This window comes from Streptomyces sp. 8N114 (assembly GCF_052245835.1).
Classification (GTDB): Bacteria; Actinomycetota; Actinomycetes; order Streptomycetales; family Streptomycetaceae; genus Streptomyces.
Map to the genome: position 1 here is coordinate 207,165 of NZ_JBQQBT010000007.1, position 26,949 is coordinate 234,113.

The 26,949-nt window shown below is 69.3% G+C and carries 24 protein-coding genes and 1 pseudogene; 11 read left to right on the forward strand and 14 right to left on the reverse strand.

Annotation, left to right across the window (positions count from 1 at the left end; all coding sequences use genetic code 11):
- Positions 1-164: 164 nt before the first annotated feature.
- Positions 165-1,046 (forward strand): hypothetical protein, encoded by an 882-nt coding sequence (locus ACTWQF_RS17635; protein WP_443280358.1) that lies wholly within the window; start codon positions 165-167, stop codon positions 1,044-1,046.
- Between the two features lie 283 nt (positions 1,047-1,329).
- Here the strand turns inward: ACTWQF_RS17635 and ACTWQF_RS17640 are convergent, their stop codons facing one another.
- Entirely contained in the window at positions 1,330-2,139 is an 810-nt protein-coding gene (locus ACTWQF_RS17640; protein WP_443280359.1) for a TetR/AcrR family transcriptional regulator, read from the reverse strand.
- 99 nt (positions 2,140-2,238) lie between these two features.
- Here ACTWQF_RS17640 and ACTWQF_RS17645 point away from each other — a divergent pair, with 99 nt between their 5' ends.
- The 3 genes from ACTWQF_RS17645 to ACTWQF_RS17655 all read left to right on the forward strand — a co-directional run bounded on the left by ACTWQF_RS17645 (position 2,239) and on the right by ACTWQF_RS17655 (position 5,034).
- Positions 2,239-3,078, forward strand: coding sequence for a patatin-like phospholipase family protein (locus ACTWQF_RS17645; protein WP_443280360.1), 840 nt, complete (start codon positions 2,239-2,241; stop codon positions 3,076-3,078).
- A 194-nt stretch (positions 3,079-3,272) separates the two neighbouring features.
- Positions 3,273-3,407: a hypothetical protein gene (locus tag ACTWQF_RS17650; protein ID WP_443280361.1), complete on the forward strand. Its 135-nt coding sequence runs from the start codon at positions 3,273-3,275 to the stop codon at positions 3,405-3,407.
- A 451-nt stretch (positions 3,408-3,858) separates the two neighbouring features.
- Positions 3,859-5,034, forward strand: coding sequence for a cytochrome P450 family protein (locus ACTWQF_RS17655; RefSeq protein WP_443280362.1), 1,176 nt, complete (start codon positions 3,859-3,861; stop codon positions 5,032-5,034).
- Positions 5,035-5,632: 598 nt separating this feature from the next.
- On the opposite strand, the gene ACTWQF_RS17660 is transcribed toward ACTWQF_RS17655, so the two are convergent.
- The 4 genes from ACTWQF_RS17660 to ACTWQF_RS17675 form a co-directional block, all read right to left on the reverse strand.
- Complete coding sequence (locus ACTWQF_RS17660) at positions 5,633-6,424, reverse strand: DUF4232 domain-containing protein (RefSeq protein WP_443280363.1); 792 nt, start codon at positions 6,422-6,424, stop codon at positions 5,633-5,635.
- A 294-nt stretch (positions 6,425-6,718) separates the two neighbouring features.
- Positions 6,719-8,344, reverse strand: coding sequence for an FAD-dependent monooxygenase (locus ACTWQF_RS17665; RefSeq protein WP_443280364.1), 1,626 nt, complete (start codon positions 8,342-8,344; stop codon positions 6,719-6,721).
- 91 nt (positions 8,345-8,435) lie between these two features.
- Positions 8,436-9,065 carry an acyl-CoA-like ligand-binding transcription factor gene (locus ACTWQF_RS17670; protein ID WP_443280544.1) on the reverse strand — a complete coding sequence of 210 codons (630 nt, stop codon included), beginning with the start codon at positions 9,063-9,065 and terminating at the stop codon, positions 8,436-8,438.
- 389 nt (positions 9,066-9,454) lie between these two features.
- Entirely contained in the window at positions 9,455-9,832 is a 378-nt protein-coding gene (locus ACTWQF_RS17675; RefSeq protein WP_443280365.1) for a VOC family protein, read from the reverse strand.
- 656 nt (positions 9,833-10,488) lie between these two features.
- Between ACTWQF_RS17675 and ACTWQF_RS17680 the strand changes: the two genes are divergently transcribed.
- Complete coding sequence (locus tag ACTWQF_RS17680; protein WP_443280366.1) at positions 10,489-10,995, forward strand: DinB family protein; 507 nt, start codon at positions 10,489-10,491, stop codon at positions 10,993-10,995.
- Between the two features lie 264 nt (positions 10,996-11,259).
- Positions 11,260-12,000 carry a class I SAM-dependent methyltransferase gene (locus ACTWQF_RS17685; RefSeq protein ID WP_443280367.1) on the forward strand — a complete coding sequence of 247 codons (741 nt, stop codon included), beginning with the start codon at positions 11,260-11,262 and terminating at the stop codon, positions 11,998-12,000.
- A 64-nt stretch (positions 12,001-12,064) separates the two neighbouring features.
- Here the strand turns inward: ACTWQF_RS17685 and ACTWQF_RS17690 are convergent.
- A pseudogene (locus ACTWQF_RS17690) lies at positions 12,065-12,952 on the reverse strand (IS5 family transposase).
- Between the two features lie 243 nt (positions 12,953-13,195).
- Entirely contained in the window at positions 13,196-13,588 is a 393-nt protein-coding gene (locus tag ACTWQF_RS17695; protein ID WP_443280368.1) for a nuclear transport factor 2 family protein, read from the reverse strand.
- A 377-nt stretch (positions 13,589-13,965) separates the two neighbouring features.
- On the opposite strand from ACTWQF_RS17695, the gene ACTWQF_RS17700 reads away from it, so the two are divergent.
- Positions 13,966-14,163: a hypothetical protein gene (locus ACTWQF_RS17700; protein ID WP_443280369.1), complete on the forward strand. Its 198-nt coding sequence runs from the start codon at positions 13,966-13,968 to the stop codon at positions 14,161-14,163.
- A 100-nt stretch (positions 14,164-14,263) separates the two neighbouring features.
- Here ACTWQF_RS17700 and ACTWQF_RS17705 read toward each other — a convergent pair whose 3' ends face one another.
- Together ACTWQF_RS17705 and ACTWQF_RS17710 are read right to left on the reverse strand one after the other, a co-directional pair.
- Positions 14,264-14,998, reverse strand: a complete 735-nt coding sequence (locus ACTWQF_RS17705; RefSeq protein WP_443280370.1) for a DUF4232 domain-containing protein — start codon at positions 14,996-14,998, stop codon at positions 14,264-14,266.
- Between the two features lie 323 nt (positions 14,999-15,321).
- The gene (locus ACTWQF_RS17710) at positions 15,322-16,506 is read right to left on the reverse strand and encodes a thiamine pyrophosphate-binding protein (protein ID WP_443280371.1); all 1,185 of its coding nucleotides are present in this window, start codon (positions 16,504-16,506) and stop codon (positions 15,322-15,324) included.
- A 7-nt stretch (positions 16,507-16,513) separates the two neighbouring features.
- On the opposite strand from ACTWQF_RS17710, the gene ACTWQF_RS17715 reads away from it, so the two are divergent.
- Positions 16,514-16,852: a hypothetical protein gene (locus tag ACTWQF_RS17715; protein ID WP_443280372.1), complete on the forward strand. Its 339-nt coding sequence runs from the start codon at positions 16,514-16,516 to the stop codon at positions 16,850-16,852.
- Between the two features lie 112 nt (positions 16,853-16,964).
- Here the strand turns inward: ACTWQF_RS17715 and ACTWQF_RS17720 are convergent, their stop codons facing one another.
- Together ACTWQF_RS17720 and ACTWQF_RS17725 are read right to left on the reverse strand one after the other, a co-directional pair.
- Entirely contained in the window at positions 16,965-18,209 is a 1,245-nt protein-coding gene (locus ACTWQF_RS17720; protein ID WP_443280373.1) for a hypothetical protein, read from the reverse strand.
- A 249-nt stretch (positions 18,210-18,458) separates the two neighbouring features.
- Positions 18,459-19,406 (reverse strand): helix-turn-helix domain-containing protein, encoded by a 948-nt coding sequence (locus ACTWQF_RS17725; protein ID WP_443280374.1) that lies wholly within the window; start codon positions 19,404-19,406, stop codon positions 18,459-18,461.
- A gap of 283 nt (positions 19,407-19,689) precedes the next feature.
- Here ACTWQF_RS17725 and ACTWQF_RS17730 point away from each other — a divergent pair, with 283 nt between their 5' ends.
- Complete coding sequence (locus ACTWQF_RS17730) at positions 19,690-20,712, forward strand: zinc-dependent alcohol dehydrogenase family protein (protein ID WP_443280375.1); 1,023 nt, start codon at positions 19,690-19,692, stop codon at positions 20,710-20,712.
- A 257-nt stretch (positions 20,713-20,969) separates the two neighbouring features.
- On the opposite strand, the gene ACTWQF_RS17735 is transcribed toward ACTWQF_RS17730, so the two are convergent.
- The gene (locus tag ACTWQF_RS17735) at positions 20,970-21,629 is read right to left on the reverse strand and encodes a TetR/AcrR family transcriptional regulator (protein WP_443280376.1); all 660 of its coding nucleotides are present in this window, start codon (positions 21,627-21,629) and stop codon (positions 20,970-20,972) included.
- A gap of 187 nt (positions 21,630-21,816) precedes the next feature.
- On the opposite strand from ACTWQF_RS17735, the gene ACTWQF_RS17740 reads away from it, so the two are divergent.
- Positions 21,817-22,935, forward strand: coding sequence for a serine hydrolase domain-containing protein (locus ACTWQF_RS17740; RefSeq protein ID WP_443280377.1), 1,119 nt, complete (start codon positions 21,817-21,819; stop codon positions 22,933-22,935).
- Positions 22,936-23,065: 130 nt separating this feature from the next.
- On the opposite strand, the gene ACTWQF_RS17745 is transcribed toward ACTWQF_RS17740, so the two are convergent.
- Entirely contained in the window at positions 23,066-24,388 is a 1,323-nt protein-coding gene (locus ACTWQF_RS17745) for a M64 family metallopeptidase (protein WP_443280378.1), read from the reverse strand.
- A gap of 231 nt (positions 24,389-24,619) precedes the next feature.
- On the opposite strand from ACTWQF_RS17745, the gene ACTWQF_RS17750 reads away from it, so the two are divergent.
- The gene (locus ACTWQF_RS17750; RefSeq protein ID WP_443280379.1) at positions 24,620-26,005 is read left to right on the forward strand and encodes a helix-turn-helix domain-containing protein; all 1,386 of its coding nucleotides are present in this window, start codon (positions 24,620-24,622) and stop codon (positions 26,003-26,005) included.
- A 128-nt stretch (positions 26,006-26,133) separates the two neighbouring features.
- On the opposite strand, the gene ACTWQF_RS17755 is transcribed toward ACTWQF_RS17750, so the two are convergent.
- Positions 26,134-26,847 (reverse strand): 2-phosphosulfolactate phosphatase, encoded by a 714-nt coding sequence (locus tag ACTWQF_RS17755; RefSeq protein ID WP_443280380.1) that lies wholly within the window; start codon positions 26,845-26,847, stop codon positions 26,134-26,136.
- Positions 26,848-26,949: the final 102 nt, after the last annotated feature.

Here is a 26,949-nt window from a genome sequence, read left to right on the forward strand (position 1 = left end):
CGCGCCGCAGGGAACGCGGCTGACGGAAACAGAAGGGGAGGGGTCCCCGCGTGGGAACTCCTGCGCAGCACCTAACGTGTTCCGGAGGCGCCGGCCGCGCGGGCGAGGTCGGGCAGCGAAGGGGCAGTGCAGAGGCAGCGCAGGGGGAGTGAGGGGGAGCGGCTGTGCGGCATGCGGTTCAGGAATGGTTCGACGATGTGTGGGCGCGTACGCGTCTCGTTCAGGTGCTGGCGGGCGGCGAGAGCGCTGAGCCGCTTGACTCGCGAACCCTGTTGGGCTGGGTCGAGTCACCCGAGTCCCTGGGGAAGCTGAGATCTCTCTCAACCCAGGGGGTCGTCACCATGGATACGTGTCGTTGTCCAGGCAGCCTCACCATCACCTTGCACGGCGCCGAGAAGCAACTGCTGGGCCGAGCGAGTCTGCACGGCCCCGACGCCCTCCTGTGGGAAGGCGGTCGATTCTGCGGAAACCTCGAAGTCAGCGACCCGGTCGGCCTCGCACTCCTGCTGGCCAGGCACGGCGCGATGCGACACCTCGCGGGCTTGTCCACCCGCCTCGCGTATGCCCTCGGCCTCCGGGAGGGGCGGCCACAGTTCCGAGCGGCCGGCCGGGGTCCGAACGGAGCGCGGCTGCTGGGAACCCGAGGTGTGCCGGCCATTCTGCGTCCCGCACTGTCACGTGTCTCGGGGCACGACTGTGCCCGCCTCGCTGATACGCGTGTGGAAGAACTGCGCCTCATGCTGAGCGACTGGGAACCGGATGAGCAACGCCGCGCGGTGCTCCTGCTGACGTGGCTGGGCCGACTGCCTGAGCCCATGGAGGCGGACTACGGCGAGGGAGTCCTGGTGCGGTCGCTACTGCGCGGCCTCGCCCCTGTTACCGCTGCGCGCGCCATCGGCATGCCGATCGACTCTCACGTTGCCCTGGGCCTCCTGCGGTGGGTGAGGCATCACCAGGAGAGCGGCGACATGGACGCGGACGCCTTGACGGACCTCCTCGAGCCAGTCCTCTATCAGACTTTCCCAGCCACGCCCCCGGCACCCTGAGAGACCTCCTCGGCGCCTGCCCCGTCACAGCCCGCCCGAGTGTGCCGACTGGGAATCCGCACTTGGTTGTTATGGGTCCGTCGTCGGGGGTGTCGTCTCGTGCAGCTTCCCGGCGTCACCGGGGGCAGCATTCCCGGCCGTGTCCTCGCCAGACAAACCTCGTCCGGCTGGCGGGGTGGCTTTTGAGCTGCGTCCTCGGAAGCACTACCCACGTCGACTGGGTCCGCCGGTTCCTCCGCCGCGTCTGCGCACCTGGATCTGCTCGTCCACTGACACCAGTCGCTCACGTCGAATCAGAGTGGCGAGCGTGGGGGCCGCGGTGGGGGCCCAGTTGGTCGAGGGTGGTGGCAAGTTGGGCTGCGGTGAGGGACGGGGTGGGGAGAGGGGAGGGGGAGGAGACGCGGAGGGCGTCGAGAAAGAGGGTGAGGGGGCGGCGCCAGGCGTCGGGTGCGACGGCGGTCAGCGCGGGAACGGCGCGGCCGAGGGCGGCGAGGGTGAAGAGCACATCTTCCGTGGTGATGTCAGCACGGACCGTGCCTTCCACATGGCCTCGGCGCAACAGGATGTCTACCGTCTCGCGGTTGTGGGCGTGCACGGCCTGCAAGGTCTCCGCGCCTTCCAGATGAGTAGTCATGAGATCGTTCGCGCCGCGGTCCGCTGCCAGGATCGTGAAAACCTCTTCGAGGTAGTCCCTCAGCCCTGACCAGGCGTTCTCGGCGGTTCGGGCCTGTTGACCGGCAGTCATCGTGTGCGTCAGCAGGTCGTGGAAGACGGCGTCCACGAGGGCGGCGCGGGTGGGGAAGTGACGGTAGAGCGTCGCGTTGCCGACCCCCGCCCGACGGGCGATCACGTCGAAGGGCGCTTCCAGGCCCTGCTCGGTGAACACCTCGTGGGCAGCTTCCGTGAGGAGCTGCCTGTTGCGCCGCGCGTCACGGCGTCGCCGGGGTGCCGGCGTTCCTCCCGGATCGCGCCCGTCGCGTTCGTCACCCCGGCCGCGACCGTCGGCCCTGTCGCGCGTATCGCGCCCCGAGCGCCCCGAGTGCCCCGCGCGTCCCTTGTGCCCCGCGCACCCCTCGGGCGTGTTCCCGGTCATCGTCACCTCCGCTGGAAACGGGGACTGGTCCCCAACTGGATGTTATCGTCGACCAAGGAAATGGGGAGTCCTCCCCATTTACTCAACTGGAGGGCAGAGATGAGCGGGACAGCGCTGGTCCTCGGCGGTGGCGGGCCGGTGGGCGGGGCATGGATGGTCGGGGTGCTCGCGGGGCTCGCCGAGGCGGGAGTCGAGCTGGGCCGAGCCGACGTCGTCATCGGCACCTCGGCCGGGGCGATCTTCGGTACTCGGCTCCTGCACGGCGAGAGCCCGCGCGAGTTGTACGAGCGGCAACTGGTGGGCGAGGACCGCATAGACCTGAAGGTCTCGGCGGCGCAGACGTTCCGTTTCCTGTGGGCGGCCTGCGGAAGCCGGGACTCCAGGCGCTCCGCACAGCGGCTGGGCCGGGCGGCCCTCGCAGCGACCACCCCGGCTGAAAGCGAGGTACTCGATACCGTCAGGGCCCTGCTGGGCGGCGAGCAGCCCTGGCCCGAGCGCGCGCTGCGGATCGCTTCTGTGGACGCGGAGACCGGGGAGGTGGAGACCTTCGGGCCGGAGTCGTCGCTCACCCTGGTGGAGGCGGTCGCCGCCAGCTGCGCGGTGCCGCTGGTCTGGCCTCCGGCCAGCGCCGCCGGCCGTCGTTGGATCGACGGCGGCTGCCGTTCGGCCGGGAACGTGCATCTGGCCCGCGGACATCAGCGGGTGGTGGCCGTCGTACCGATCCCCTCCGCACCGGGCCCGCACCCCAGCGCCCGGCAGGAGGCCGACGAACTCGCGGCCGGGGGAGTCTCTGTCGCGCTTCTTACGCCCGACTCGGCGGCCCGTCGTGCCATGGGCCGGGACATGACCGCCGACAACCGGCGGCCGAACGCCGCCCGGGCGGGCCACGCGCAGGCCACCTCTCTCGCACAGACCGTCGCTGATGTCCTGCACGGCTAGGCGTATATCCAGGGCGAACGTGGACCGCGCAGGGGGCGCCTTGCCAAAGGGCCGGACACGGCGGGGGCGGCCCGGCACCGGTCCACGGCCGCTTCGTCAGATGGGCCAGGGTGCGATGCGGTCGATCAGCAGGACAGGCGGCGGTGGAGGGCAACCGTGGGGAGTCGACCGCTGCGCATGAGGGTGGCCAGGCCGTGCAAGCCGGCCCGGACGGCTTCCGTGAGCACACCCGGGTCGCCGTCGGCGAGCAGCTGGACGGCCTGGAGCAGCTCGCCGAACGCGTCGCGCCAGAGGCGGGGCTCCGTTCGGCGAACGCGTACGCCAGGTAGTGGGGCTCCGTTCGGCGAACGCGTCACGCAAGGAGGCCGGGGGCTCGCGGTGCAGCGGACGGCAGATCGAGGGCGTACGCGAGCATCGCGCCGTGGAGCGCCCGGTGCTTCTGCGCGGCAGCGTGTTCGTCCGAACAGGCGGCGCTCCGACGCCGAATCGCCGTTGCGTATCCGCGATTGCCCCCGCCGCGGCACCACCACCACGGCATCCAGGCTTGCGGCATCCCGGCCCGTACCGACACAGAGACCACGCGATGCCGCAACCAACGAAGCGGCGCGGCAACGCCGTAAAGCATGAACACTCGGAACGGAAGGTGACGCCATGGAGGCGCCGCAAACACCCCAGTCATCTCAAGGACGCCGAAACCCCCAGCCCTCAGAGTCGGTCCAGCCGCCGCCACCTCGACCGCAGGCGCCCACTTTGCAGCAATTGGCCCCCAAAGGGGTCGACATGGATGTGGATCCGCATCTCGTCCACGCTGCCCTGCGCGCCAAGGGGGCGGTACACCGGGTGTTCGTTCCCGATAGCGGGGAGAGCTGGTTCGTGGTGACGCGGGAGGCAGCGCGGACGGCGTTGACCGACCCGCGGTTGTGCAACGACATCCGTCACTCCGCCTCGTGGCAGAACGACGGCGGGCACGCCATCGGGCGAAACATGCTCCAGACCGATCCCCCGCAGCACACGCGGCTGCGCCGCATGGTGGCCGGTCACTTCACGCCTGGACGTATCGCGGCGTTGCGCCCGAGGATCGAGGCGGCCACCGGCGACCTGCTCGGCGCACTGCCGCGCCAGGGGCAGGCAGACCTGGTGAGCCAGTACGCACTGCCGCTGCCCGTCACGGTCATCTGCGAGCTGCTGGGGGTCCCCGTACAGGACCAAGCGCTGTTCCACACCTGGTCGAACGAGCTGGTCATGCCCACCTCGCAGGAGGCAGCGGCGGCGGCAGCCGACGAACTGACCGGGTATCTGACGGCGTTGACCGAGCGGAAGGCCCGGACCCCGGACGACACGCTGCTCAGCGCACTGGCCGCGATGCGACGCCCGTCCGGCCCCGCGCCGGAGAGCCGGGACGACCGAGCGGATGGCCTCGACCCCGAGGAACTGCTCGGCATGGCTTTCCTCATCCTCGTCGCCGGCCATGAGACGACGGTCAACCTGATCTCCAGCACCTTGTACAGCCTGCTGACCCACCCGGACCAGCTGGATCTGCTGCGCACCTCCCCCGAGCTGACCGAAGGAGCCGTCGAGGAATCGCTGCGGTACAACTCGCCTGTCCACGCAGCCGCGTTCCGGTTCGCGGTCGAGCCGCTGGAACTGGCGGGCACCCGCATCGCGGCCGGCGACGCGGTCTTGGTCTCACTCGCCGCTGCCTCACGCGATCCGCGCCACTTCCCCGACCCCGACCGCTTCGACATCCGGCGCAGCGCTCGCGGCCATCTCGGGTTCGGTCACGGCCTGCACCACTGTCTCGGCGCGCCCCTGGCCCGCACAGAGGCGGCAATCGCCCTGCGACGGCTGCTGGCGGCCCGCCCCCGGCTCGCCTTCGCCACTGACCCGGCCGCCCTCACCTGGCGCTCCAGCACCCTGCTCCGCGGCCTGGTGGAACTGCCCCTGCGCCTGGGGTGATACGGGGATTCGCGCGGTCAACGATGAATCTCCGACGACTCGGCTCCTGGCTGTGGCGACGAGCGCCGACTGTGTACGTGGCGCATGAGAAGGCGGCCGCCGAGCCAGACTCCCGTATGCTGCCAGGCTGGCTGACGCGAGCAGGATGACGACTTGCAGGACCCGTCCCGCCCCGCTCATCTGCGCTGCGAGGACGATGACGACGTAGAAGAAGGGCCGGTGCATCGAATCTGACGAACCAGTTCACACCGCTGTCGGCAAAGTGCCTACTGTCAGCCGAAATCGGCCCTCGCGACAGAAATCGAACTTTGCCGGTCGATGCCGAGCAGTCAAGGGGCAGGGCGGGTGTCGGCCGGTGACCCGGAGGCTCGACTGTACGGCTCACCGGAACGCCAGCCGGGACCCCTGATGGCCCGCAGCGACCATCTGCCCGCTTATCGTCCTTCCAGGTTCCAGCGCGTCATCGCCGTGAGAGGTGACTGGCGCGTCGTCTCCGGCTCCGGAGCAACTGCTGCGGGTTCGCGGGTGCGCGCGGGGTGCGGTGTTCACACAGGCGACCCCGTGCTGGACGACTCCTGGCGGGCGCCGACGAGTGTGGTCACTGGCCGGCGCCGACGGGGCTGACCGTGATCCTGGAGGAGGTGGGGCTGTCGGGGTTGTCGACGGGTAGGTTGATGCTGACCGGGAGGGTCCGCGACTGGGTCTCGTTGGGCGGGGTGACAACGAGGCTGGTCATGGTCACACCGCTGCCACCGGAGTCGTTCGGCGGGTAGCGGAGGGTGAAGCGGGTTGCCTCGCCGGGATCGACGCTGACCGTCGGAGGGGCGCCGTTGCCGCGGCTGGCGTTGAGGGAGCCGTCCTCGCTCCTGAGGTCCGCTCCGGGGAAACCCTTGAGTGTGCAGGTGGCCGAGCCGACGTTCTTGAGGTTCACCAGCAGGCTGCCCTCGGCCATACCGCTCGAGGTGCTGAATGCGAGCTCAGAGGTCTTGCACGAGCTCAAGCCGGGCGCCCCCGGCCCGGAGCCGCCCCCCGTCGCTCCGGAGGAGCCCGCGTCGTTGTCCTCCGACGAAGCAGGTGGCCCCTTGTCATCCTTGGAATCACCGCCATCGGAACGCGATGACGACGACGGGGAGGCACTCTTCTTCCGCGATATGTCACCGGGAGAGTCACCAGGCACGGGCGCTGCTTCCCCGGCGACCTTCTTGGGCCCCGACGCACCCGCCTCCTTCCCGCACCCGGTCAGCAGAACCGCCGCCAGCCCCACCGCAGCGACCGCTGCCAGACCCATGCCCCCGTCAACGCGCCGTCGGGCGCCCCCGGTCCCTTCGAACCGACCGGTTGCCGGCGCCGCATCCTGTTGTTGTTTCCTCACTGCCCCCACCCTGGTCATTCCATCATGAACCCGCGCCGGATGCGGGGGGAGCCGAGCCCTTTGGGCCGACCCCCGTGCCGTACAGTCCGATGACCGGCCCGGCGAAAAAGTTCACCATGGATTTTTCCGTGACGGCGATCCGCCCCCCGGAGAGGGTAGACGCTCCTGGCCCAGCGGCTCATCTCCCTTGCCACGGCCCGTATTTCGTCCAGCAGGACGATGAGTTCGGCCTCGGTGGTGTCCGGATGGGGATGCAGCCGGTGTCGACGGGTACGTCGGGCCGCAACCTGCCAGTCTCCCTTGGCCAATTGCTCAGACCGGGGTGGTCCCAGGTGATGACGGCTCAACGCCTGGCGCTGCCTGCCCCGCACCATGGCTCCTTGCCTCCGGCTCTCCAGGGGCGATCCACTGCTGTGTGGCTGCTCGGAGTGATTCCAGGTCGGCTGCGTTCGGTCGGGGTGAGGCCGTTGCCCATGCCACGTAGCAGTCCGGCCGAAGCAGCAGGGCGGTGGCCGGGGGCCCGGTGGGCTGGGGGCCTGCCGTGAGAATGTCTACATGGTCCTGCCATTCGGCGAGCGCCTTGGCCGGGTATCCGTCCTGGGTGAGGTCGAGCAGCAGAGGCCGTGCGGATCTGGTCATTTCCGCCAGCCGGACTGTCCCGGTGGAGGTGTGCAGGTCCAGGTCCGGGCAGAACCGGCCGACGAGTGGGTGGGTGCCGGTTCCTCCCATGTCGTAGTGGATGTCGGCGCCTGCGGTGAGGTCGGCGAGGCGTTGCACGGTGGTGCGGTCGCCGAGTAGTTCGGTGAACAGCTCGCGCAGGGCGGTGACGTCGCTGCCGGGGGCGGACAGTGCGGCCTGCGCCTGGGAGTACGTGGCCATGCGGGCGGCGGCGGGGCGCCGCTCCGTGTCATAGCTGTCCAGCAGTCCGGGCGGGGCGCTGCCGCGCAGCGTGGCGGCAAGTTTCCAGCCGAGGTTGACCGCGTCCTGCAGGCCGAGGTTGAGTCCGGAGCCGCCCGTGGTGCCGACGTGGGCTGCGTCGCCGACCAGGAAGACCCTGCGGTCCCGGAACTGCTCCGCCACGCGGACGTTGCCGCCGTCGAGCCGGCGCAATACGAACGGTCCGTCACCGGCGGGCGGCCCGAGTGGTACGTCCGCGCCGAGCACGCGGCGGACGCTTGACCGCAGTTCCTCGAGGCTCATCGCTGACTGAGTTGCGGGCTGGTCCCATTCCGTGGTGCTGATCAGCGGTGGATGGCCAGGGAGCGGTGCGTACGAGAATGCTCCGTGCTCGGTGCGGTGGGGCAGGAACGGCTGGATGCTGCCGTAGCCGGGCACGTTCAGCGCACCGGTCGCGGGATCCAGCCACTGCGCCGGGACCGTGGCGTGCGCTGTCCGGTTGGTCGTCCGGTCGAAGGTGATGCCCGGGAAGGCGATGCCGGACAGCTTGCGGGTGACGCTGTGGCCTCCGTCCGCACCGACCAGGTAGCGGGTCCGCAACCGGTAGGTTCCGTCCGGGCCTGCGACGTCAACGGTGACCGCGTCATCGTCCTGGGCGAGGCCGACGACCCCGTGTCCGCGGCGGATCTCTACGCCGAGCTCACCCGCGCGCTCCGCCAGCACCTGCGTGATGCGGTGCTGCGGCGCTGGCAGGGCATAGATCGGGCTGTCCTCCAGCAGGCCGAGGTTCAGGCCCATCGCCGCGAACATGAAGTAGGAGGAGATCGGCTCCGGCGGCCCTTCGCTGCCGCTGAGACGCTCATACAGGCCCCGGCGGTCGACCATGCGCACAACCTGGCCGAGCAGCCCGTTCGCCCTCGGCTCCGTGCTCGGCTCCGGCAGAAGCTCGAGCACCACCGGACGGACGCCCGTCAAAGCCAGTTCGCAGGCCACCATGAGCCCGTTGGGGCCCCCACCGGCTATGACCACATCGGCTGTCATCGGATCTCTCTTTCGGCAGGCTGAAGCAGAATGGAAGAGGGCAGGAAGCAGCGGCCCGGAAACCACCGGGCAGGATCTGGCGCCGCGTTCTCTAGGGAATGGGCAGGCCCGCAGCCAGCTGCTCGAACGCGTCGCGCAACAGCGGCCCCATCTCGGCAGGCCCTTCGGCGCGCAGGCAGTGCTCTGTGACCGTCGTGATGGCCGCGCCGACTGCGGCGGCGACCAGTTTGGGGTACACATCGCTGCTCACGTCCGTGCCGGTGCGCCGGGCGACGGCCTCGGCAAGCGCGACCTGTGCGGCCGCATTGGCCTTGAGGGTCTCGCCCTGCACCTCAGGGTCATTGAGCACAAGCCAGATCCGGTTCATGCGCTGACGACCGGACGGGCCGTCGGCCGTGCTGTCACCCGCCGCGAACTGAGCGATCACCGCGTTGGCGACGGCCTCCCACAGCGGCTTGCTGCGCGGCCGGGCGCACAACGCGTCCCCGATGCGGAGCATGCGGTCAAGGTGCGTGGCGGCGACTGCTTCGGCCTTGCTGGAGAAGTAGTTGCGAAAGGTGCGCACAGACACGTTCGCCGCGGCGGCGATGTCCTCCACGGAGACGTTGCCCCACCCGCGCTCGAGGCTGAGGCGGAGCGTGGCCTGGCTCAACGCAGCGCGGGTCTCCCGCTTCTTGCGCTCCCGCAGGCCAACCTGCCCGTCGTGTTCTCCCGTCGTCATGTGTCCCACTCTAGCAATTCTTGCCGTCACGGCAAGTTTTCCTCATCGGCAAGATTGCTAGAGGGTCCCGGCTCCTCCTGCCCGCAACAGGCTCACCCGCGCGCTGATGCCAGCGGCCCGGCTGCCTTCGGGCGTAGTCGTGGGCTCCTGCTGCGCAGCCTCCGGGCCGTCACGCGTCTGCCCCTGCGCTCACCTCGCTGCCCCTTCGAGGAGCCCTTGCCGACGCTCTGTCGCAACCTTTCGGCCACAGCGCGGGCCGCTACCTTCAGCAGGGCTGGCGCAAGCGATTCTCAGCGCTGGCCGCCCCACTGTCGGCTCGCGTCGTCGGCAGCCCATGCTCCCGAGCCTCGGCGGGGGCCGTCCCTGCCGGGGGTCTGCGGAGTGCCCGGTCACGTGCCAGGCCAGACCAGGAGGCAGAACTCGTTGCCCTCTGGGTCGGCGAGCACCGTGGTCAGGACGCCGTGGTCGTCGAAAGGGGCGGTGAGGAGCGCAGCGCCGCAGGCTCGGATCCGAGAGAACTCCGGCTCCAGCGTGGGCACGCGCAGATCGAGATGCATCCGGTTCTTGCCACGCTTGGGCTCGGGCACCTGCTGAAGCAGCAACTCAGGACCGTCGCCGTCCGCCGGGGCAAGACTCACGTACGGGTGCACAGCACGGACCCTGCGGTAGCCGAGCACGGCGCACCAGAACTCGGCGAGCCGGTTGTTGTCGGCACAGTCCAGCACGAAGGCGAGTTGCCCGCGAACGGTCTGCTCCACCTCAGCCATGGCTCTTCCCTTCCTTGACGGGGGAAGCTCCCTGTACGGGGTCTTCGCGATGTCGAGCTCGGCGAAGGCCTACGCGGGAGTCACCCTCACGGCGACCAGCAGGACGACCCCCAGCCCCAGAAGGATGCCGAGGGCGGAGGTCCGTCTCCTCAACGTTTGCATGCCCATGCGGTTTGCATGGCCATACGCTGCGCCTGTCTTGTCATGGCCCGTCGTGACGCAGGTTCCGGCTGCGCAATGGGAGCGCGGTTCTGGGGGAGAGCCTGCATGGCAGGAACGCATCGGGGGGTGGCCATTGACGGGTGCGGCGCCCACTTCGCCCGAGCGCCACCAGCCACATGGCGACCATTGGACGGCAGGCGTAGGACGCTCCTTCGAAGCATCGGATCGGAGGGCTGGATGTCGTTGACTGATGCACAGTTGGCTGACCCAGAGGGGCGAGCCGCCGAATCATGCCCTGGGACGGCTCACGCGGCGGACTGACCAAGACCACCACGCCGCACTCCACCTAGGACCTGCCCGGCCGATCATGCCGGGCGGCCCACCGGCCCTGAATCGCTGTGGCGACCCGTCGGACAAGGAGCTGGGTGGAGCAGGTTGGGTCCGTCGACTAAATAGCTCGACATCGGTGGCGGTGATCGGGGACGCTTCGCGCGATGACCAGAATCGACGATACGCCGCCCGCGTGGGACGAGCGCACCCAGCTCACCACGTTTCTCGACTACGCACGTGAAACCGCCCGCGCCAAGTGCGATGGCGTCTCTGCGGAGAACGCCCGAAAGGCGCTCCTGCCGGGCTCACCGCTGATGACCATGAGCGGCCTGATCAACCACCTCCGCTGGGTCGAGTACTACTGGTTCCAAGTGGTCTTCCTCGGCGAAGAAGACCAGGGCCCCTGGACCGAGGAGGACCCCGACCGCGAAATGCGTATCGCCGTCGACTTCCCGCTCACACAGTTGCTCGACGAATACGCTGAACAGAGCGCCCGCTACCGCGAGCTGGCCGCGGGGAACGACCTGGACAAGCAGGCCCAGCGAGCCGTCCGCAACGGCCTCCACGTCGACCTGCGCTGGATCCTCCTCCACCTCACAGAGGAGACGGCCCGCCACAACGGCCACCTGGACATCCTGCGCGAGATGCTCGACGGCACGACCGGCGACTAGGCTCTGTCCGGCGGATCACCCCGCCGATGCCAGGCAAAAGAAGTTACTCCGGCGCCGCTGGCTTCCGCTGGGCCCCGCAGGTAGCTACGTAGCCGACGGGGGATCGGAGTTCGGCCGCGGCTCGATCTGACGAGGAATCTCTGACTCAGGACACTGGGGCTCGTCCGGCGGATCATGGGCCGAGCCAGGGCCGGACCGGGGCGAGGGCCGGCCAGTGTCCTGATCGTGTTGACCGCCCCCGGCAGGCAGTGCTGGAGTCGGCCCGTGGACAGCATCCACGCCAACCGGCGGCTCTGGAACCGGATCACCAGCGCCTACCAGCACGAGCACGACCCGCAAATCGGCGCCGCACCCCGGCTGTGGGGTATGTACTCCGTCCCCGACGCGCACCTGCACGCCCTGGGCGACGTCACCGGCAAGCGCGTCCTCGAACTCGGCTGCGGCGCCGGCCAGTGGTCCAGGGCGCTCGCCGCCGAGGGCGCCACCGTGGTCGGGCTCGACCTGTCCGAAGCCCAACTCGCCGCAGCGGCCCGCGCGATGGGAGCGGCCCGCTACCCGCTGGTGCAAGGCGCCGCCGAACAACTCCCCTTCGCAGCCGACAGCTTCGACCTGGTGTTCTGCGACTTCGGTGGACTCAGCTGGGCGCCCCCGCACCTGGCCGTCCCGCAGGCCGCACGCGTCTTGGGCCGAGGCGGGCGCCTGGTGTTCAACGTCGCCAGCCCATGGTTCGAAGCTTGCTACGACGAAGCCGCCAGCCGCGTGACCACGACGCTGCAGCAGGACTACTTCGGGCTGAACACCATCGCCGAAGACGGCGGCGCGACCAGCTATCAGCTCACCTACGGCGGCTGGGTCAAGGTCCTGCGCGGCGCGGGTCTCATCATCGACGACCTCATCGAGCCGCGGCCCGAACTCGGAACACCCAACGGCTACAACGAAACCGACCCACCCGACTGGGCACACCGCTGGCCGGCGGAACTGCTCTGGGTAACCCACAAACCGTAAGTTCCGCCGCGCCGAGACGTGAAGGCATCCCCTCGCCGGGCAGGCCGAGGGCCTGTCCGGCTGATCATGGGCGGAGCCAGAGCCGGATCGAGGCGAGGGTGACGGTCCCGTGGAAGACGTAGGCGCGCTTGTCGAAGCGTGTGGCCACGGCCCGGAAGTTCTTCAACGCGTTGATCGTCCGCTCCACTTCGTTCCTGCGTTTGTAGATCGTCTTGTCGAAGCCGGCGGGCCGTCCGCCCCTGCTGCCGCGTCTTTTGCGGTGGGCCCACTGATCTCGGGCTCGGGAATGGTGTGCTTGATCTGGCGACGTCGCAGGTAGCGGCGGTTGCGCCGGGAGGAAACGCCTTATCGCCGCCCAGGTGGTCGGGCCGGGTGCGCGGATGCCCGCCACCCGGGCGGTGGACACGGATGCATTCCATGACCGGGATGAGCTGCGGGGCGTCGCCCCACTGGCCCGGCGTGATCAGCAGCGCCGGCGGGCGGCGTCCGCCTTCACCGGCCAGGTGGATCTTGCAGGTCAGGCCGCCCCGGGAGCGTCGGAGACCCTCGTCCGGGCGGTGGTGCCGGGGCGTGCTTCTTTTCCGGACACCCGCGGAGGTCTCCTGCGCGCTCCCGCCGCATGCTGATGACTCCGGCAGGACGTGGAGTCCACGCTCACCATCGACCAGTCGATACGGCCCTCGGCATCAGCGTCGGCCAGCACGGCCGCGAAGATCTTGTCCCACGCGCCGTCCGCCGACCACGGCCGGTGCTCGCTCGTGGACGGTCTTCCACGGACCGAGACACACAGGCAGATCCCGCCAGGAAACCCCAGTGCGCTGTCGATACAGGATCCCGTTGATGATCCTGCGATGACTGACCCAACGACCCCCACGCCGCCCGGACTCGGGCAGATGCGGCTTCAGTCGTTCAGTCGGGCCCACTCCTCAATCGTGAGATCTTCCCGCCCCATGACCATGCCAACGAGCCAACCCGCGAACGGTCACAAGATCCGCCGGACAGGCCCTGGCAGGCATCTTCATCCGGTCCGCGTGGTGATCCAGAAGTAACCGCCTAAGCCGGTGACGAAAACAGCGTCGTGATTACGGTGCTCGGCCGCCGTCGTCCGGCATTGTTCGCTGCCGACTTCGTACGCGGGAACGGGTTCCGGCTCGTCATTTGTGGCGCTGCCACAGTGAGTGACGGCTTGCCGTTGCTACGACCAGAACTCGTCATATGCCCTCTGATCGGACCACAGGTCCCAGCCCTCGGTGATCCTGCCGTCTTGAATGTGGAAAACGATCGCGTAGTCCATGTCGAGCTCCTTGCCTTCACGCGAGGCCGTGGCATGGAGTAGGGCGACCGTGTGCTTGTCGTTGGCGAGCACATCGTGGAGTCGCGGGCGGTACGTGCCCCCTGACATCTGGAATTCCCGTTGGAACAGAGCGAAGGCCGCCTCACGACCACGGAAGTCACCCGCCAGCGGGCCTTGACCGGGGTTATGCCACACCACGTCGGGGTGGAACACCTCCGCCAGCGCCTCCAAGTCGCCTGCCGTAAAGGCGGCCATGGCCCGTTGGAACACGGCAATGTTCGGGTGATCAGTCATTTCAGCCTCCGGATAGCCCCGGGCGAACGTAACCCGAAGCCGACACGACAGCCGCTGACACACCGGGTTGGCCGGCCCACGGTTACCCGCTTGGGCTCAACCGGAGCGATGACGACCTCCCGACGCTTTCGCCCCCGCCGCCGACCGGGCGCGTTGCCTGCTACGGGTCCTCGATCCTCGGCTCCGGCTGGGCAGGGACGCCCTCTTTCGAGGCGCCCCCCTTTCGAGGCGTCGGTGGTCGGGACCCATGTCACTGACCACAAAAGTTGAGCCAGGACCCGAGAACGGACAGCGCTTGTTCAACAGTTTGGGAGGGAACCTGTTTCGGACACAGCCCGATTCCGTCGGCCAGCCGAACAGGTCCCGAGTTTCCGCTGATGGGCCACTTCGATGACTGGGTGACCGACCGCGCGGTGACCTTCGAGGACGTGCGCGCGTTCGTCGACGACCCCGACCTGATCGGGCAGCGGTTCTGCGGGAAATGCCTGGTGGCCGCCACATCGGGCACGTGCGGCCGGCGCGGCATCTTGGGGCTGTCCTCGAACCGGTCGACGCCAACTGCCGACCGTAGATGATGTCACCGACCCCGGAGTGGAGCTCCTGGCTTTGGACGATCCTGTCCCGCAGGGGTGTCTCCGGGCCGGGAGGGGAGGCACCCTGCGGGGTGGTGCGGGTTTACTGCAGCGCCCCCTCGATGGTGCTGTTCCAGTAGGAGACGGTGGAGTTGTCGCTGATGGCGAGGCCGGCGCCGCTGGGGGCGTTGACCTTGGCGGTGGCGCCGGTGCCGTACAGGCTGCGGTCGGCCAGCTGGACGGTGAGCCGCTTCTCGCGGTGCATGTTGCCGCCGTTGCCCTTCTCCAGGCTGAGCGAGGCGTAGGCGGACTTGCCCGGCGCCAAAGACACCACGGACTGGGGCTTGCCGCCGCCGACCCCGATCGGAGCCTGGGCGTCCGGGTAGCCCACGAACGGGTAGCCGTACAGATCGCAGCGGGCACTGCCGTTGTTGGTGGCCTTCAGCAGAATCACCGGCGCCGAGCCGCCGGTCTCCTGGAGGCCGACGGAGACCTTGCCGACGGTGCACGCCGAGCTCTTGGTGCCCGAGCCCGCGGCCTCCGGCTGCTCGCCCGCGCCGCCGCTGTTGCCGTTGCCGCTCTGCCCACCGCCGTTGCCCGTGGAGCCTGATTCGCCCGAGTCGGAGCCGGTCGAGCCGGAGTCCTTCCCCCCGGAGCCGGCCGAGCCCGAGTCCTGCGCCTCGGAGTTCTTCGACGCCCCGGCGGAGGACGAGGAGCCGGCGTCGTCGTCCTTGCCTCCGTCGTCCTGGCAGGCGGTCAGCGAGAACGCGGCGGCGGCAGCCACGGCGACGAGCCCGGCGGTACGGACGGAGCGGCGAGCGCGGCGAGTGGTCTTCACGAGTGTCCCCCCATGGATGTCGGATACGGCGCGGCCGCCCTCTTCCCGCAGGGCGCCCCGGCCGCGTTGACTGGTCGGTCATGCATTGAGATGGCGGCCGACCGGGGTTTGTTCACGGGACTCTGTGTGATCCACATCACCGCCCGATACGGGGCTGCTCCGGCAAAGCGGCCGTGTCTACGAGAAGCGCAACTTCTCCGGACGGCTGGGTGTGCAAACAAAGCGCGCCGTCATGCGCACCCAGGTGGGGCGGGGGTGGTTCCTGTCCCCGCCCATCTGTCCGAGCGCCGCGCCGGGCGGGGCGCGGCTCGGTGCGCGTACCGTCAGAGGTGCTGCTCGTTGCTGCGGTACGCGTGGTACTCCTCCTGGCCCGCCTCGACATAGGCCGGGATGGGGAAGTCCCACCAGCCCGGGACCCAGGGCCCGGCTGCGTCCCGGGAGGTGGGCACCTCCACGAGCACCGGCTCGTTGAGGGCGATCGCCTTACGCAGGGTGTCCTCCAGCTCCGCGTCGCTCTCCACGCGGAACGAAGTCAGCCCGAACGCCTCGCCCAGCGCCTGGTAGTCCGGGCTGTAAGGCGTGCCGTCGGGGCGGTTGAACTCCGTACCGATGTGCCGGTCGGTCTGCTTGCGCTGGCCGCCACGGATCGACATGAAGCCCGAATTGTTCTGCACCACGAAAACGACCGGGATGCCGTTGGTGACGCACAGGCCGATCTCCTGCGCCGTCATCAGGAAGTCGCCGTCGCCGAGCACGCAGACCACCGTGCGGTCGGGCGCGCCCAGTTTGGCCCCAATGGCGGCGGGCACGGCCCAGCCCATCGAGGAGAAGCCGCCCGAGGTGAGGTGGGTGCGCGGCTCGTAGACGGGGAACGTCTGTTTCACCGCACCCTGGGTGTTGCCGGATCCCGCGACGATGATGGCGTCCCGGGGCAGGACCTTGCGCAGGGCGCCGAGCGGGCGCTGACAGGTGAACGGGAAGCGGTCGGAGTCGCGGCGCTTGGACAGCTGCGCCTCCCATTCCTCCTTCTTCGCAGCCAGCTCGGCCTCGTAGACCGAGCGGTCCGGGCGGGCCGGGGGGAGGGCGTCGGTGATCTGCTGCACCGTCACCTTGGCGTCGGCGGCGATGCCCACGGTGGCGGGGTAGTTCTTGCCGATCTCCTGCGGGTCGACATCGATGTGGATCAGCCGGGAGTCCGGGATGGAGAACGACACCCCCTTCACATAGCTGGAGGCCGACCAGTCCGTGAAGCGACAGCCCACGGCGATGACCACATCGGCGGAGGCGGCGATGGCGTTCCCGGTGGGGGTACCGGTCTGGCCGACGCTTCCGGCGAAGAGTTCATGGTCCTCGGGAAAGGCGCCCTTACCGTTCCAGGTCGTGACGACCGGCACCCGCCAGTGCTCGGCGAGCCGCAGGATCTCCCCGGACGCCTCGCCGGTGATGGCGCCGCCGCCGACCACGATGACCGGCCGCTGCGCCGGGATCAGCACTTGGCAGACATGCACCCTCGCCATGGTCCGGCTGGGACGCATCAACCTGGAACTGTTCGAGTACTGCGCCCCCGAGCGGTCGACGGCCCAACCGCTCAACAGCGACATCGGCGGGCACCATCTCGCCCTCTACGTCGACGATGTCGACGCGGCGCGCGCGTATCTCTCATCCGTTCCCGGCGTAACCCTGATGGAAGGACCGAACGGGGTCGCTGAGGGCTCACCGGTGGAGGGTCAGCGGTGGTTCTACTTCACCACGCCGTGGGGCCTCCAGATGGAGATCGCCTCCTGCCCCGACGGCACGTTCTACCGGGGCCGCCCCGGCGAGCGGATGGCTCCGCCAGCAGAACGCCGGGGCTGACCAGAACACAGATCGTGGGGCGCCCGGATGCCGCAGCCGTGCTCCTCGACCGCCGAGTTGTCCGGCTGCGGCAGCATCCGTGCCGGGCGGAAGCCAGTCCTGGTGCCGGCGACTACCGCGTCGCCCCGCGCACAGGAGCGAGCGGGTTCGGTGTACGGCCCGTCCAGCGGTGGAGGACGGCCCGCCCTGTCTGCTTGGTGACGCCGTCCTCCTCGACGGTGCCGGACTCTGCGACGTAGTAGCGCCCGTCGCCCAAGGAGACCAGGCCGTACTCGCCGGGAGCCTGCCAGCCCCGCAGGCCCGTGGCCCGGTCGTACAGACCCTGCCGCGCGAGGGTGAGCAACTCGCCCTGCTCCGGCTCGGGCTGGCCGCGCACCGGGCCGCGCACGGCGGGCTTCGTACCGTCGACGGTGAAGAGGGAGTAGTTGGGGAAGTCCGGCTTCTTCCCCTCGTACACGGCCATCTGCCAGTTGTGGGAGGCGGCGTCGTACTCCAGGTTCTGCACGCCGTAGGTCGTGTTGCCGGTGTACGCGAAGTACTTGCCGTCGGTGTGCGCCGGGCCGCTGGTGTGCGGCGCTGACTCGCTGAGGGGACGCTCGTACTTCTTCCACCGGCGCACGTCGTACTGCAGCAGCACCTGGTGGTCGTTGTCGGAGCGTGCGTTGTTGGAGTAGATGCCGTAGGCGACGGTCAGCAGGGGGGCGTCGCGCTTGCGCCCGCCGTGTCCGCCGAGGTCCGGCCCGAACGCGACGCCGTCGATGCCGCTGCACCCGTATCGATGGTCGCGCGTGTTGGCGGTGTTGCCGTCGAATACCCCGTTGCCGTCCATGTCGGCGGTGTAGTCCTCGACGACTTCCTTGAGATAGACCGTCGAGACGATGTCGCTGGTCTGGGCGTCGATGCCCATCCGGTCGATGCGGTCGGCGTCGAAGACCGCGATGTAGAAGGACTCGGCAGCCTTGTACTCCAGGGAGCCGTAGAGCCTGCCGTCACGTTCGTTGAAGTCCAGGTCACCCAGGTGGCCGGTGAACCCGGTGACCGAGCCGACCGGGTTGCCGCGCAGGTCCGTCTTGACCAAGAGGTTGGTGAAGGAGAAGTACATGTAGCCGCCCTTGCGGTCCAGGGCCATGCCCTGGACGTGTCCGGCGTCCCACGCCCCACCGTCTATGACCGCCGGCAGCTGTTTCCCGCCACGGACGTCGTTACCGGCGTCCGTGCCGGCGGACGCGGTCTGCGGTATCAGAACCGACCCCAGCAGCGCGGCAACCACCGCAGCACCCGCACGCGCGGTGGCCCGTCTGCCGGCCCGGCGCCCGGACTTTCCGCCCCGTCCGGTGGCCTTCTCCAGAGTCGTCATCCCGCTCCGCCTTTCCCCGACTTCCTGAGCGACCGCCGCCCCCACCCCGTCTTCATTAGGACATCTGTCCCCGGGGCGGGCACCGCTGATCGACTGCAACACCAGCGATCATTCTGGGGCTCTGCCCTGAACGCGGGGAAGCCTTACGGGTACATGAAGGCGACGATCGGATGCGGCCGGACTCCGACCGTCAGTAGGGGACCGACCTTCCAGGTGCTCGGAGGCGTTGACCACCGGCGCAACCGGCCGTCACCGGGACGGTCCGCGGGTATCGGCGCTCCCCTCCTGACGTCCGGAGCGGGTGGCGGGCGGGCTCTCGCGCCCCGAAGCGGTGGCTGCCCAGCTGGCGAGGAGCTTGAGCCGGTCTTCGTCGGGGGTGCCCGGCTCGGCGGTGTAGATGGTCAAAGAGTGTGCCTCGTGGGTGGAAATGGGCAGGTCCAGCGGCTGGTAGGTGAGTTCCAGGGGACCGGCGTCAGGATGGTGGAAGCGTTTGACGCCGCCGTGGTGGATGCGCACGTTGTGGGCGGCCCAGCGGGTGCGGAACTCGCTGCTCACGGTCGACAGCTCTCCGATGAGTTCGCGTAGCGCCCTGTCGTGCGGGGAGCGTCCGGCTTCGGCGCGCAGCAGGGCGGCGGTGGTGTCGGCGGCGCTGTCCCAGTCGGCGGCGAAATGGTGTGAGTCACGGTCGAGGAAGTAGTACCGGGCGAAGTTGGGGCGGTGGCGTTCGTCCGTGGTCTTGCTGTCGAAGATCGGTGCGAACAGGGCGCGGGCGAGTGCGTTGGTGGCCACGATGTCCAGACGGCCGTTGGTGACGAACGCCGCGGACAGCGTCATGGAGTCGAGCAGCCACTGGACGCGGGGCGGGAAGTCGACGGCCTTGCGGCGGCGAGGTGCGCGACTGGGCGGCTGCGCTGCCCTGGCCAGGTCGAACAGGTAGGTGCGTTCGTCCTCGTCCAGGTGCAGGGCGCGGGCGACCGCGTCGAGGACGTCTTCGGACACGCCGCGGATGTGGCCCTTCTCCAGCCGGGTGTACCACTCGGTGCTCACTCCCGCGAGGATCGCGACTTCCTCGCGCCGCAGCCCCGGGACTCGGCGGCGGCCGCTGGTGGGAAGCCCGGCCTGGTCCGGGGTGATCTTGGCGCGCCGGCTGGCAAGGAAGTCCCGGATCTCGGAGCGGTTGTCGGGTCGCTGATCCATGTCTTCCACGGTAGGCGCGAGCCGCCTGGAAGGGAGGTGGAGCTTGTGCCCCCCATAAGCGCGACCTTCCTCGTGTGCGACGCAGCCGGTTGCCTGGGATGCACACCCGCTGTCACGACTCTCCGCGCCGGTCCGGCGGCCTGCTGCGCTGTCCGGACGGGACGGGACGGGACGGGGCGGGGCGGCGGGAGCGAAGGATCGCAGGAAGGCGCGGGACTCCCGTGCCTTCCTGGACACGAATCGGCGCCGTAGGCGTCAATACGCTCAGCAAGGAGACCCACGCATGCGTGGAGTAGTGATGTACACGGCCGGCGATGTCCGGGTGGAGGAGCGCGACGATCCGAAGATCATCGAGACCACCGACGCCATAGTCCGGCTGACCGCGACCTGTATCTGCGGGTCGGACCTGTGGCCCTACCGCGGCATCGAGCCCGCCGACCACCAGGCCATGGGCCACGAGTACGTGGGCGTGGTCGAGGAAGTCGGCTCCGGCGTGAAGAACGTCAAGGTCGGCGACTTCGTCGTCGGGTCGTTCGTCATCTCCGACAACACCTGCGAGATCTGCCGCTCGGGCTACCAGTCCGGCTGCGTGCACCGGGAATTCGTGGCGCAGACGATCGGCACCCAGGCCGAGAAGGCCCGCATCCCCCACGCCGATGGCACCCTCGTTCCCACGCCGGGGCAGCCGGGGCCGGAGCTGATCCCCTCCCTGCTGGCCGCCTCCGATGTGCTCGGCACCGGCTGGTTCGGGGTCGTCGCCGCCGAGGCCGGCCCCGGCAAGACGGTCGCGGTCGTCGGCGACGGTGCGGTCGGCCTGATGGCCGTCCTAGCCGCGAAGCAGCTGGGAGCGGAGCGGATCATCGCGATGTCCCGCCACCCCGAGCGCCAGGAGCTGGCCCGGTTCTACGGCGCGACCGACATCGTCGCCGAGCGCGGTGACGCGGGCGTGGCGAAGATCAAGGAACTCACGGGCGGCCTCGGGGCGCACTCGGTGATCGAGGCCGTCGGGACCCAGGAGGCGACCATGCAGGCGATCGGCGCGACTCGCCCGGGCGGGCATATGGGCTTCGTCGGCGTCAACCACGGCGTCTCGATTCCGGGCATCGACTTGTTCTTCGCCGGCATCCACACGCACGGCGGCCCTGCCCCGGTGCGCCGGTTCCTGCCCGACCTGATCCAGCTCATTTGGGACCGCAAGATCGACCCCGGCAAGGTCTTCGACCTCACCCTGCCGCTGGACCAGGCCGCAGAGGGCTACCAGGCGATGGACGAGCGGCGCGCCATCAAGGTGCTCCTCACTCTCTGACCCGCCTGCGCAACGCCCGCTCCGCACCTGCGCACCATGTCCGCACGCTCCCACCAGGTGGTCGGGAAACGATCCACGTCCTCGCGGGAGGGCATGGGGCCAGGGGAAACCTCCTGACCGGGGCAAGCTCAACCACCGTCCGCGAAAGACCCACGGCTACCGCCCTCCGGCAGAGGTCGACGTTGACTTCCTGAACAGCGGTGATGCGCTGACCGCTTGAGCCCGCCGTCGTTTGCCGACACCCCTGAGCCGGTCGGCTAGCTCGGGCAGATTGCGGCCTCGATGTGGGCGAGTTGGGCGGCGAGGATCTCTTCGAACGCAGCGCGGCGGTCCGCTCCGAGGGGGTGGAGGTCGCGGGCGAAGTGGGCCAGGGCGGGGAAGCGTTCGGGGTCGGCGCCGAATACCGCGACGCGAAACAGCTCCATGCCCTGTTCGTACTCTCCGGGGGGGACGGTGCTGACCCCGGCCTCGGAGGCGATCAACGCGGCGATGAGGATCGCGATCCGGTGGTAGCGCGCCGGGATCTCCTCGTCGGGCAGTCCCGACGCGCGCAGAGCCTGCAGCACCTCTTCCATGACCAGCCGGGAACCGGTGCCGCCTGACGCGTAGCGTCCCCAGACCGCGGCGAGCTGGGGCTGCTGACCGAAGGCCTCTCTCACGCGCAGGGCCAGGGCCGTGATGCGCTGCTTCCAGTCGCCCTCAGGGCGGTAGCCGTCCATGGCGGCCAGGAGGATCCGGTCGGCGACCGCGCGCAGCAGTTCGGTCTTGCTGCGGAAGTGCCGGTAAAGGCTGGAGGAATCGGTCCCGAGCACCGCGGCGAGCTTGCGCACGCTGAACGAGTCGGCGTCGCTCGTGCGCAGCAACTCCGCCGCCGCATCCAGGATCTCCTCGGTCGACCAGCGCCTTCGGCCTGCCATCTCACCCCTCTCGCCGAGGCTCAGCCTAACCTATGCACTTGGTGTTGCACGCACCGCGTGCATAATGAGGGCATGAGCGTACCGAGCAGCCCGGCAGCAGGCGGGCCGGCGTGCCACTCGTGCCCTGTTGCCCGGGTCAGCCGGCCGATGTGGAGCTCATCCCGGGGAATACGAAAGGACGCATGCCGTGAGGAACCCGCTGGATCCCGCAAAGCTGAACGCCGCCATGGAAAACGTCCACCGCGCCGGGGTGCCGGGCCTGTTCGCCGAGGTACGTGACGGCGACCAGGTCTGGCGCGGCGCGGCTGGCGTCGCCGATGTCGCCACCCGACGCCCCGTCACCGCCGACATGCGGCACCGCGTCGGCAGCATCACCAAGACCTTCACCGCCGCCGCGGTGCTGCAGCAGGTCGAGAGTGGTCAGATCGGTCTCGACGCGCCGATCGGCCGGTATCTTCCGGGACTGGTTCCCGGAGACCGCGGTGACGCGATCACGGTCCGGATGTTGATCAACCACACCAGCGGCCTCGCCGAGTACCTCCCTTATGCCTACCCCTCCCTCAAGGCGTTCCCCGCCCTCGCGGACACCGGGCCCCAGAGCCTGGAGGACAACCGGCTCACGCGGTTTCACCCCACCGAACTGATCGAGATGGGAGTCACCGCACCTGCCGTCGGCGCCCCGGGCGGCACTCCGGGGGTGTACTCCAACACCAACTACCTGCTCCTCGGCGAACTCCTGGCACAGGTGACCGGCACTACGGCCGAGCGGTACATCACCCGGAACGTCATCGAGCGCGCCGGGCTCCGGGACACCGAACTCCCCGCCGAACCGTACGTCCACGGGCCGCACTCGCAGATCTACGAGGCGTGGTTCGGCATGATCGACCCGCCGCGCGACTACAGCGTCTACGACATGTCATGGGTGGGGCCGGCGGCCTCGCTGATATCGACCGTCACGGACCTCAACCTCTTCTTCGGCATGCTGCTTGCCGGCGAGATCATCAGCCCGTCGTCGCTGGCGCAGATGCAACGCACCGTCCCGGTCGTCTCCCAAGAGGGAAAGACGATCGAGTACGGCCTTGGCCTGCACCCGACGGAGACTCCCGGTCAGGGCACCTTCTGGGGCCACGGCGGCACGGTCTGGGGTGCCGGAACGCTGGCCATGACCAGTGCCGACGGCCGGCGGCAGATGTCCGTCGCGGTGAATCTGCAGCGGTGGAACAGGCTCGACTCCTCGGGCAAGCCGCAGCCCCATCCCATCGACGACGCGCTTGCGGCTCTCCACCGCGTCGCGATGTACGGCTGACCGGACCGGAGAGAGCCGCTTTCACCAAGCCGGCAAGTATGCCGGGACGGGATAGTCGCCCTACAGGGGGGCGCGGGGCGGGCGCATCGACCGTGCCCGCCCCGCGGTCTCTCCGGTTGTCAGCTGGGTGTCAGCGCTTGACCTGCCACTTGAGCGAGCCGCTCAGGAGCTTCCGCAGGTGTGGGTCGCGCACCTTGTTGGTCGGGTCCGTAGCCCGCACGGTCAGGGTGTGGGCGTGTCCGTCGTCCGGGACGCCCAATGCGCGGGGAGTCATGGAGCGTTCGCCACGGGCATCGCGTGCCTCGCGGCCGTCGACGTACCAGCGCACGCGTGCCTTGTCGGATGCCTCGATGCGTATTCGTTGGCGGCCGTTCACCTGGCGTGTCGTGGGTGTGGTGCTGGAGACGGCCGGGGCGTGCTTGTGGAATCCCGCGATCATGGCTTCCCGCCCGGGGAGGTTGAACTCGCTGCCCAGGGTGCGCATGATCGAGTTCTCGGTGGGGCGGTTGATGCCGTGCGCGTAGTAGCCGCCGCCCTCGTACGCACCCACCTTGCCGCCGTCCGGCGAGTCCTGGCCGAGCCACTGGTGCCACTTCTTCTTCTGCGAGGCCATCTCCTCGGCGCTGAGCTTGGAGAGGTTGGACTGGCCCGGTTCGGGGCCGGTGTACGTGTCGTCGTTGTCCCAGTACTCGTCGGCGAGCTTGCCGAACGAGTGGCCGGTCTCGTGGACGGCGACCTGGTCGGAGTCGGCGTGGTCGGAGGAGGCGGTGGCGATGCCGTCGTACCCGGACGGCGAGGTGATGTCGTTGTAGCCCGCGCCGCCGTACTTGGTCGAGTTTGCGAGGACGATGACGAGGTCGGGGTCGGCGGCCTTGCGGGCATACGCCTCGACCTTGTTGGTGTCGATGCACAGCAGCCGCTCGGTGCCGTCGCAGAAGAACGACGAGCCCAGCGCGGTGTTCTTGCGCACGTCGGCGGTCGGGTCGCCGGAGACGCCGGAGTCCTGTGAGTGGGTGTCGACGGCCCAGACGTTGAAGAGGTCCCTGTACTCGGCGTACGGCTGGACGGCGGAGATCTCCTTCCACTTGGCGCGCACGTCGGCGTGGAAGTCCTCCTGCTGGCCTGCTGTGTAGCCGTCGCCGATGAAGACGACGTCAACCTTGGAGCCGACAGGCCCGGCCTCCACGATGGGCACGACATCGCCATCGTCCTGGATCCTGTCCCGCTGTTTCTCGGTGAGCGGTTCGGAGGCAGGCACATACCGCCGGCCGGGGTGGCCGTCGGGGCCGGAGAAGTACTCGACCTTGACCTGGTCGGTGGAGGGGGAACCGCCACTGTCGCCCGAGTCCTGGTTCGCCGCGACGGGGGCGGTGGCGGTGAGTGCCGCGGCGGCGGCGATGCCGACGGCGACGATCAGATGTGTGCGGGATCTGCGCGATGCGTTTCTGCGCATGGGGCCTCCCGGGGCTGCGCGGACCTGGTCGGCGATCCGCGAGATAAGTGGGGGATTAAGTTCGCTTAATGCGATGCTTAACATAGAGGGCGTGCGAGGCCCGGACAATGGTCTGGACGTAAGCTGCCTGTCGGGATGGCGAGTTCGCGCCACGGACACCCGCGTTCATCGCTCGGGACCCGCAGGACACAGCTCGGCACCCGGTCCCGGAGGATCTGGGGAGAGGTGAAAGTGGCGAAGAGCGGATCTGATGGTGGGCGGCCCGACGAGCCGGCCGCGGTCGGACGGAGAGTTCAGCTCCTCCGGGCTGAGCGCGGCCTCACGCAACGGCAGTTGGCCGAGCCCGCGTACACGCCCGCGTACATCTCCACGCTGGAGGCGGGGAAGGTGCGCCCCTCCGAGGCGGCGTTGCGGCACCTGGCCGCGCGGCTCGGCGTCACCCCCGAAGAGCTGGCCCCGGGGCGCCCTGCCCACCTCGCCGCCGATCTGCGACTGCGACTGACCGACGCGCGGCGCGCTCTGGCCACCGGGGCGCCTGAGGACGCTGCGACGCTGTTCCGTGGCCTGCGTGCCGAGGCCGTCGAGCACTCGCTCCCCACGGAGGAGGCCGGCGCCCTCCTCGGTCTCGGCGAGTGCCTCCTCGAATCGGGCGAACTCGCCGAAGCCCGTGACTGCTTCGGCGCCGCCGAGCAGCTGCTCGCCGACGAGCCGCTGACGCGCCGGGTCCCGGCCGTACGTGGACGCGCCTCGGCCCATCGTCTCAGCGGGGAACTCCGCTACGCCTGCTATCTGCTGGAAACCACCCTCGACGAACTCAACGCCTCCGGTCTGCACGACCCCGACGCGCTGTTGCTCCTCTACACGGCGTCCATTGCGCCCTACCTGGACATGGGCGCACGGGTCCGCGCTGCGCGCGCGGCTGAGCTGGCGCTGGCGCTGGCGCCACGTGTGGACGACCCGGTGCTGCTCGCCGGCATGCACCGCGGCGTGGCCCGTACCCATATCGCCGAGGGGCGCATTGCCGAGGCCGACGCCTCCCTGGCCAAGGCCCAAGCCCTCTACCAGCAGCTGCACATCAGCACCGACCTGGCTCACTGCCACTGGATGCGCGGCTACGTGCACGCCCAGCACGGTGACCTGGAACGCGCCGAGAGCGAGCTGTGCACCGCCCGCGCCATGCTCACCTCGAAGCGCGCCGTGCTCTTCACCGAGCAAGTGGAGGTGGAGCTGGCGGACGTGCTGCGACGCCGCGGCAAGGTCCATGAAGCGGAGGAACTGCTCCGGCCGCTGCTCACCACCGGGGAGGCGGACACCGAGCCGTTGCGTGTCGGACGCGGTGCCGTACACGCGGGCGCCGCACACCGTCTGCTTGGCCTCATCGCAGAGCAGCGCGGCGACGACACGGCCGCCGAGGAGCACTACCACGCCGCTCTGCCATTGCTCGAACGTGCGGACGCGACCGGCGACATGGCCGACCTGTGCCGCCTCCTCGGCGATCTGCTGCGCCGTGCCGGACGCGTAGAAGAGGCCCTGGACACCTATCGCACCGGCCTCGCCCACCGCGCAACGCCCGGCACGATCACGCTGGGTCCCGCGCCGGCCGGACTGCCGATGTGACGGAGGCGCCCGTCGCTCCCCAGCTCCACCGCGCAGGGTGGGCAGCGACGAGGCCGGAGCTGAGGGTTTCAGGGGGTGCCCGACTGGGTGCCGGCTCTCGCATGGTGCGAGTTCGACCTGACCAGCGATCAGATCGGGGCATCGTCGGTCAGCGAAAGCATGGCGCATGGACGGAGGACCATGAGCGAACCTTCCAAGGTCGCCACCATGGCAAAGGGGAACCGGTCGACCTCAAGACAGAGTGCAACGTCATCAGAGTGGACTCCTTGACGCACACCCTCCGCCAACTCGGCGGCGGCGCGCGACTCGGCAGCGCGGCGGACGAACTCAGCAGCATCCGTCCCAGCATCCGTCCCAGCCTCCGCGGCCCTCCGAGCGATGTATTGAGCACACGCCAGATCTTCGTCGGCCTGCCCATCGTCGCCAGTGACCACGAACGTGACACCGTCACTCCTGCGCGTCCGCAAGAGCCGAGCCGTTGCCTCCGCCACCACGAAGCCGGCGCACAGCACCAGCGACGCCTCCTTGACCGCGAGGGCGCCGACCGTCCCTGCCGTGGTCTTCTGCACAACGGTCCGTCCGCCAAGGTCCACAGACCGCAGCAGTCCCGGCGAGTTGACCATGTCGAACCCGGGCGCGGGCGGACCGTCTTTGAGCGCCACCCAATCCGGGTGGCGAGCCTTGAGCGCCAGGGCTTCGTCCAGCGACTCAGCAAGAACGATCTTTTCCGCCCCCTGGGCAAAGGCCCAGGCAGCCACGGTGAAAGCACGCATAACGTCGACTACGACCGCCACGGACGGGGCTTCCACCAGCTCAGCGATGCCAAGGAAACGAGCGTCCATTCCGATCATGATTGCGCATGCCTGACCCGAAGTACCCACGGAGTGGTCCAGGTCACATCGAGAGTAAGCGTCGGCAACGCAACTCTCCCTCTGAAGGCTTTC

What these genes read in the sequence shown, in the direction of transcription:
- ACTWQF_RS17640 (WP_443280359.1), bottom strand. Translation starts at nt 2,139, where the DNA reads ATGACCGGGAACACGCCCGAGGGGTGCGCGGGGCACAAGGGACGCGCG.
- ACTWQF_RS17645 (WP_443280360.1), top strand. Translation starts at nt 2,239, where the DNA reads ATGAGCGGGACAGCGCTGGTCCTCGGCGGTGGCGGGCCGGTGGGCGGG.
- ACTWQF_RS17655 (WP_443280362.1), top strand. Translation starts at nt 3,859, where the DNA reads ATGGATGTGGATCCGCATCTCGTCCACGCTGCCCTGCGCGCCAAGGGG.
- ACTWQF_RS17660 (WP_443280363.1), bottom strand. Translation starts at nt 6,424, where the DNA reads ATGACCAGGGTGGGGGCAGTGAGGAAACAACAACAGGATGCGGCGCCG.
- ACTWQF_RS17665 (WP_443280364.1), bottom strand. Translation starts at nt 8,344, where the DNA reads ATGACAGCCGATGTGGTCATAGCCGGTGGGGGCCCCAACGGGCTCATG.
- ACTWQF_RS17670 (WP_443280544.1), bottom strand. Translation starts at nt 9,065, where the DNA reads ATGACGACGGGAGAACACGACGGGCAGGTTGGCCTGCGGGAGCGCAAG.
- ACTWQF_RS17675 (WP_443280365.1), bottom strand. Translation starts at nt 9,832, where the DNA reads ATGGCTGAGGTGGAGCAGACCGTTCGCGGGCAACTCGCCTTCGTGCTG.
- ACTWQF_RS17680 (WP_443280366.1), top strand. Translation starts at nt 10,489, where the DNA reads ATGACCAGAATCGACGATACGCCGCCCGCGTGGGACGAGCGCACCCAG.
- ACTWQF_RS17695 (WP_443280368.1), bottom strand. Translation starts at nt 13,588, where the DNA reads ATGACTGATCACCCGAACATTGCCGTGTTCCAACGGGCCATGGCCGCC.
- ACTWQF_RS17700 (WP_443280369.1), top strand. Translation starts at nt 13,966, where the DNA reads ATGGGCCACTTCGATGACTGGGTGACCGACCGCGCGGTGACCTTCGAG.
- ACTWQF_RS17715 (WP_443280372.1), top strand. Translation starts at nt 16,514, where the DNA reads ATGGTCCGGCTGGGACGCATCAACCTGGAACTGTTCGAGTACTGCGCC.
- ACTWQF_RS17720 (WP_443280373.1), bottom strand. Translation starts at nt 18,209, where the DNA reads ATGACGACTCTGGAGAAGGCCACCGGACGGGGCGGAAAGTCCGGGCGC.
- ACTWQF_RS17725 (WP_443280374.1), bottom strand. Translation starts at nt 19,406, where the DNA reads ATGGATCAGCGACCCGACAACCGCTCCGAGATCCGGGACTTCCTTGCC.
- ACTWQF_RS17730 (WP_443280375.1), top strand. Translation starts at nt 19,690, where the DNA reads ATGCGTGGAGTAGTGATGTACACGGCCGGCGATGTCCGGGTGGAGGAG.
- ACTWQF_RS17735 (WP_443280376.1), bottom strand. Translation starts at nt 21,629, where the DNA reads ATGGCAGGCCGAAGGCGCTGGTCGACCGAGGAGATCCTGGATGCGGCG.
- ACTWQF_RS17745 (WP_443280378.1), bottom strand. Translation starts at nt 24,388, where the DNA reads ATGCGCAGAAACGCATCGCGCAGATCCCGCACACATCTGATCGTCGCC.
- ACTWQF_RS17755 (WP_443280380.1), bottom strand. Translation starts at nt 26,847, where the DNA reads ATGGACGCTCGTTTCCTTGGCATCGCTGAGCTGGTGGAAGCCCCGTCC.